We start from the raw sequence: 5,512 nt of genomic DNA, 5'->3' as shown, positions 1-5,512 counted from the left end.
CCTGAGGGGCGGGCGGGGGAGGACCGGAGCAACGGTCGACCACCGACCGTATGACGGCGGCCGGGCCAGGAGCAATCTTCGCCCACGGCAACCAACGCAAAATAGGGCCGAACGGCCACAATCGCAGGCGGTAGATTTGCGGGTCGGACGAGTGAGAAGAACCGGCGAATCACCAGGGGTGTGCGGACGTGACAGGGGCAGGGGCGAATACGGGGGAGCGGGAGCTGCGGGAGGAGGTCACCCGGGCCCGCAGGATCGTGGTCAAGGTGGGCTCCTCCTCGCTCACCACGGCGGCCGGGGGCCTCGACGCGGACCGCGTCGACGCGCTGGTCGACACGCTGGCCAAGGCGGGCGAGCGGAAGGAGATAGTGCTGGTCTCCTCCGGCGCCATCGCCGCGGGCCTCGCCCCGCTGGGGCTCGACCGGCGCCCGCGCGACCTGGCCCGCCAGCAGGCGGCGGCCAGCGTCGGCCAGGGCCTGCTCGTCGCCCGCTACACGGCGTCGTTCGCCCGCTACGGCCGCCGCGTCGGCCAGGTGCTGCTCACCACCGTCGACACCAGCCGCCGCGCCCACTACCGCAACGCCTACCGGACGCTGGACCAGCTCCTGGCCATGGGCGCGGTCCCGATCGTCAACGAGAACGACACCGTCGCCACGGACGAGATCCGCTTCGGCGACAACGACCGGCTGGCCGCCCTGGTCGCCCATCTCGTCCGCGCCGACCTGCTGGTCCTGCTGTCGGACGTCGACGGCCTGTACGACGGCGACCCCAGCACCCCGGGCACGTCCCGGATCGCCGAGGTCGCCGGTCCGCAGGACTTGGACGGCGTGTCGATCGGCAGCGCGGGCAAGGCGGGCGTCGGCACCGGCGGCATGGTCACCAAGGTCGAGGCCGCCCGGATCGCCGCCGCCGCGGGCATCCCCGTCGTCCTCACCTCCGCCAGCCGGGCCGCCGACGCCCTCGCGGGGCGGTCCACCGGCACGTACTTCCACCGCACCGGCCGCCGCTCCACCGACCGGCTGCTGTGGCTCGCGCACGCCTCCGCGCCGCAGGGCGCCCTGACGCTCGACGACGGCGCGGTGCGCGCCGTGCTCGACGGGGGCGCCTCCCTGCTGCCCGCGGGCATCGCCGCCGTCGAGGGCGAATTCAGCGCGGGCGACCCCGTCGAGCTGCGGGACACCACGGGCCGGGCCGTGGCCCGCGGGCTCGTCGGCTACGACGCGGCGGAGCTCCCCCGGCTGCTCGGGCGCTCCACCCGTGACCTGGCCAAGGAGCTCGGACCCGAGTACGAGCGCGAGGTCGTGCACCGCGACGACCTGGTCGTGCTGCGCCCCTGACGGACGTCAGAGGCGGACGAGACGGGTGGGACCTGGCCCGCCCGTTCCGGGAACCCGTGCGGCCTTTCCGTGGGGACCTTCCGCGAAAACGCCCGCACGGCGCCCCCGGGCTGGTCACCATGGATGCGGGGGACCGCCACGGGCGGGGCGCGGGACCTCCGGACCACGAGCGACGACCAGCACGGCACGGCTCCGCCGCACGCGCGCGGAGCCGGCGATCAACAGGAGGCCGCCGGTGAGACGAGGGCGCCCAGGGGCACCGTCCCGAGGCACGGCGGAGCGCGCGCTGACCAGCGTCGGTCCCCAGGACACCGCGGACGGCGGGCAGCGGCAGGGAGAGCGCCGCCCTGTCCCCGCCGGGCCGCGGGGCGGCGGCGAGCCCTCCCGGCTGTGGCACATCACCCTCAGCGTCTCCGGCGCCGAGGCGCCGCTCGCGGAGGTCCGGCGCGGCCTGGAACAGCTCGCCCACGACCACCCCTTCCTGCTGACCAGCCGCTACGCCACCGACCACGCCGAGATCCGCTACTGGGAGGAGGCGCGCGACCTGCACGACGCGGCGGCCGTCGCGCTGCGCCTGTGGGGCGAGCACCGCTCGTCGGCCCGGCTGCCGCCCTGGGAGATCGTCGGTCTGGAGGTCATCGACCGGGGGACGTACCACCAGCGCGTCGCCGCGGGCCACGGCCCGCTGCCCGCCGTCCCGGTCGGCGTGCACCCCTTCTGACCCCCTCCCGGACCCTTCTGTCGTGCTGCCGCGCGTCTTGCGGTTTCGTCTTGCAGTACGGAACGCGTAGCGGCCGGGGCGCCCCGCGCGGTTAGGCTCGGGCCATGAGCAGCGACTTCCCCTCCCCCCTCGCCGACCCCATGCCGCAGTCCCCGGTGCTGCGCGCCGCCTACCGGGCCCGCGCCGCGGCCGCCGAGCTGGCGCCACTGCCGCGCTCGGTGAAGGACGAGGCGCTGCTGGCGATCGCCGACGCGCTGGAGGTCCGCACCCGGGAGATCGTCGAGGCCAACGCCGAGGACGTCGCGAAGGCCCGCGCCGCGGGCACGAGCGAGAGCGTCGTCGACCGGCTGACCCTCACCCCCGAGCGGGTGCGCGCCATCGCCAAGGACGTACGCGACGTGGTGGCCCTGCCCGACCCCGTCGGCGAGGTCGTGCGCGGCTCGACCCTCCCCAACGGCATCGACCTGCGCCAGGTGCGGGTCCCGCTGGGCGTCGTCGGGATCATCTACGAGGCGCGGCCCAACGTCACCGTGGACGCCGCCGCCCTCTGCCTGAAGTCTGGCAACGCCGTGCTGCTGCGCGGCTCCTCCTCCGCGTACGCCTCCAACACGGCCCTGGTGCGCGTGGTGCGGGACGCCGTCGGCGGCGCCGGGCTGCCCGCGGACGCCGTGCAGCTCGTCCCCGGCGAGAGCCGCGACTCCGTGCGCGAGCTGATGCGCGCCCGGGGCATGGTCGACGTGCTGATCCCGCGCGGCGGCGCGGGGCTGATCCGCACGGTCGTCGAGGAGTCCACCGTCCCCGTCATCGAGACCGGCACGGGCAACTGCCATGTGTACGTGGACGCGCAGGCCGACATCGACATGGCGGTGGAGATCCTCGTCAACTCCAAGGCGCAGCGCCCCAGTGTGTGCAACGCCGCCGAGACGCTCCTCGTGCACCAGGACATCGCGGCGGAGTTCCTGCCGCGCGCGCTCGCCGCGCTGGCGGAGGCGGGCGTGACGGTGCACGGCGACGAGCGCGTCCTCGCGCTCGCGGAGGCCGTCCCGGACAGCGGCGCAAAGGTCGTCCCGGCGACCATTGAGGACTGGGAGACCGAGTACCTCTCGTACGACATCGCCGCCGCCGTCGTGGACTCCCTGGACGCCGCCGTGCGGCACATCCGGCTGTGGACCTCCGGCCACACGGAGGCCATCGTCACCACCTCGCAGGCGGCGGCCCGCCGCTTCACGCAGCTGGTGGACTCGACGACGGTCGCGGTGAACGCCTCGACGCGGTTCACGGACGGCAGCCAGTTCGGCTTCGGGGCCGAGATCGGCATCTCCACACAGAAGTTGCACGCCCGCGGGCCCATGGGCCTGCCCGAGCTCACGTCCACCAAATACATCGTCACGGGCGACGGTCACGTGCGCCGCTGAGGCCCGCCGGGGTCCGCCCGAGTTTCCAGGAGCCCCGAATTCCCGTACCGGCTGCACGGATTGGGCCTTCCGGGGCTACGCTGGACGGGTGCCGGACGACGTGGGGGGCCAGCCGTTCCCGGACGGCGAGGAGCCCGACAGCCACCGACACGGAGGCGCGGACGACCCGTTCGCCTCCGTGGTCTTCGACGAGCAGTTCGTGCGGTCCGCCAGGATCCACGAACCGACCGCGGCCGAGCGGATGCTCGCGGCCGCCCAGTCCCGCGCGGAGGCGGAGGCCGCCCGCCCCAGGACGGGCGGCGGCTCCGCGGACGACGACCCGCCGCCCCTCGATCCCCGGGGGGACGGCGCGGCCCGCCCCGGTGTGCGCGGTGAGTGGTACGGCCTCGCGCAGGACCTCGACCCGGACGACGCCTACGGCCCGTACGGGCGCTACGGCGCCGCCCGCAGGCCCTACCGGGGGCACGCCCGCTGGCAGCGTCCGGTCGCCTGGGTGCTCGCCGTCGTGATGGGCATCGGCGTGGTGGCGCTCGCCTTCGCCGCCGTCTACCGCAGCTCCTCCTCCGACAGCAGGCCGAGCTCCGACCCCCCGCCCGCGACCACAGGAGTGGACGCCCCGGCGGGGCAGCGGCCCGGCCCGCTGCCGTCGGTGTCCGCCGACTCCGAGCCGCCCGTGGCCTCCGCCGCGCCCCGCCGCTGAGCGGCCCCGGAGGACGCCCCGGCGGGTGCCGCATGCACGCACCGCGGACGGCGGATTTTGCCCATAACTTGTCGTGTACCAGCGCGTTTACCGAAGCCCCGGCGGACCTACTCTTGAGGTATGGACGGGCCTGGAGACCCACCTGAAGGGGGCACGCCCGAAGGTGTCCCCGGTGGGGATGACGAGTACCGATCCGTCGTCTTCGACGAATCGTTCATCCGCGCTGCCCGGCTCCAGGAGTACTCGGCACGCGAGCGGATGGGTGACCACGCGCTCGCCGTGCGCAACCGCCATGTGTGGGCGCGGGTCAGCACCTCGCGACAGATACTCCTCCTGGTGATACTGATCGCCCTCGCCTTCGGCACGGCCGTCTACATGGGCCTGCGGCACCCGTACAAGGAACCGGCGGTGCCCGCCGCCGAGCCGATGCACGCCACGGTCGTCCCGCTCGCCCCGCGCGACGCGGTGCCCGGCGGCACGGCGGGGGAGCTGTTCGACCACAGCCCCGCGGCGCAGTACCGGCAGGGCGTGGACGGGGTCACCCTGCCGCCCGCGCGCAGCACGCAGCACTTCTCCGAGAGCCAGGTGATGGCCGCCCTCGCCCTGGCCAAGGAGTACACCGTGAAGTCCGCGCTGGACCCGGCCGTGCTGGTGGGCGGCGCGCAGCGCTCGGTACGGCTGCTGCTGGACCCGGCCCAGCTCGACCAGTACGACCGCAGCTTCGACCGCCCCTCCACCGACGGGCAGCACGCCGCCACCGGCTGGGTCATCCGCTTCGACCCCGCCCAGGTCGCCCTCGCCGACACCCCCGTGCGGGCCCAGGGCGTCTTCTCCGTGAAGGAGGCGGGCGCGGGCGCCCTGGAGGTCACCGGCGACCACACCTTCGTCTACGCCCTGCGGCCCGCGAAGGCGGTCGGTGACGACGGCGTGTCGCTGTTCACCGTCCGCCGCGACGTGCGCCTCCGCTTCGACCGGGACGGGCTCCAGGAGCACCGCCTGGCCGTCCTCCAGAGCTCCGTCGAGGCGGGCCCGCAGTCCTGCTCGGCGGACGACGCGGGCTTCCTGCGACCGCTGCTCGCGGGCCAGCGCCCCACGACGGACGGCCCGGCGGGAACGGACCCTTACGCGACACCGCAGGAAGCCGCCCCGCTGTGCGGGACGCTGGCCGCTTCGGCTCAGCCGTCCGTGCCGCGGCGGTGACCGTGTCGGCTTCCCGCCGTCGCCGCCCTGCGGGCGGGAGCGGCCTCCGGCCGCGTCCTCAATCGCCGGACGGGCTGGGTGGGGGTTGCTGTGGGTGGGTATTTCTCCGGGGGCTCCGCCCCCAGCCCCCTCCCAGGGG

At 74.9% G+C, this 5,512-nt stretch carries 5 protein-coding genes; all 5 read left to right on the top strand.

Annotation, left to right across the window (positions count from 1 at the left end; genetic code table 11):
- Positions 1–224: 224 nt before the first annotated feature.
- The 5 genes from proB (at position 225) to K6I34_RS30460 (ending at position 5,373) form a co-directional block, all read left to right on the top strand.
- A complete protein-coding gene (gene proB / locus K6I34_RS30480) occupies positions 225–1,337 on the top strand; it encodes a glutamate 5-kinase (protein ID WP_238489993.1) in 1,113 nt (370 codons plus the stop codon).
- Between the two features lie 235 nt (positions 1,338–1,572).
- The gene (locus K6I34_RS30475) at positions 1,573–2,058 is read left to right on the top strand and encodes a hypothetical protein (RefSeq protein ID WP_229330872.1); all 486 of its coding nucleotides are present in this window, start codon (positions 1,573–1,575) and stop codon (positions 2,056–2,058) included.
- A 104-nt stretch (positions 2,059–2,162) separates the two neighbouring features.
- Positions 2,163–3,473, top strand: coding sequence for a glutamate-5-semialdehyde dehydrogenase (locus K6I34_RS30470; protein WP_229330870.1), 1,311 nt, complete (start codon positions 2,163–2,165; stop codon positions 3,471–3,473).
- Positions 3,474–3,561: 88 nt separating this feature from the next.
- On the top strand, positions 3,562–4,173 hold the full coding sequence (locus K6I34_RS30465) for a hypothetical protein (protein ID WP_229330868.1): 612 nt from the start codon (positions 3,562–3,564) through the stop codon (positions 4,171–4,173).
- Positions 4,174–4,293: 120 nt separating this feature from the next.
- Positions 4,294–5,373, top strand: a complete 1,080-nt coding sequence (locus tag K6I34_RS30460; RefSeq protein WP_229330866.1) for a hypothetical protein — start codon at positions 4,294–4,296, stop codon at positions 5,371–5,373.
- Positions 5,374–5,512: the final 139 nt, after the last annotated feature.

Source organism: Streptomyces sp. UNOC14_S4 (assembly GCF_020740835.1).
Classification (GTDB): domain Bacteria; phylum Actinomycetota; class Actinomycetes; order Streptomycetales; family Streptomycetaceae; genus Streptomyces.
Note: the sequence above shows the minus strand (reverse complement) of the source record. Positions and strands in the feature narration are given on the sequence as shown.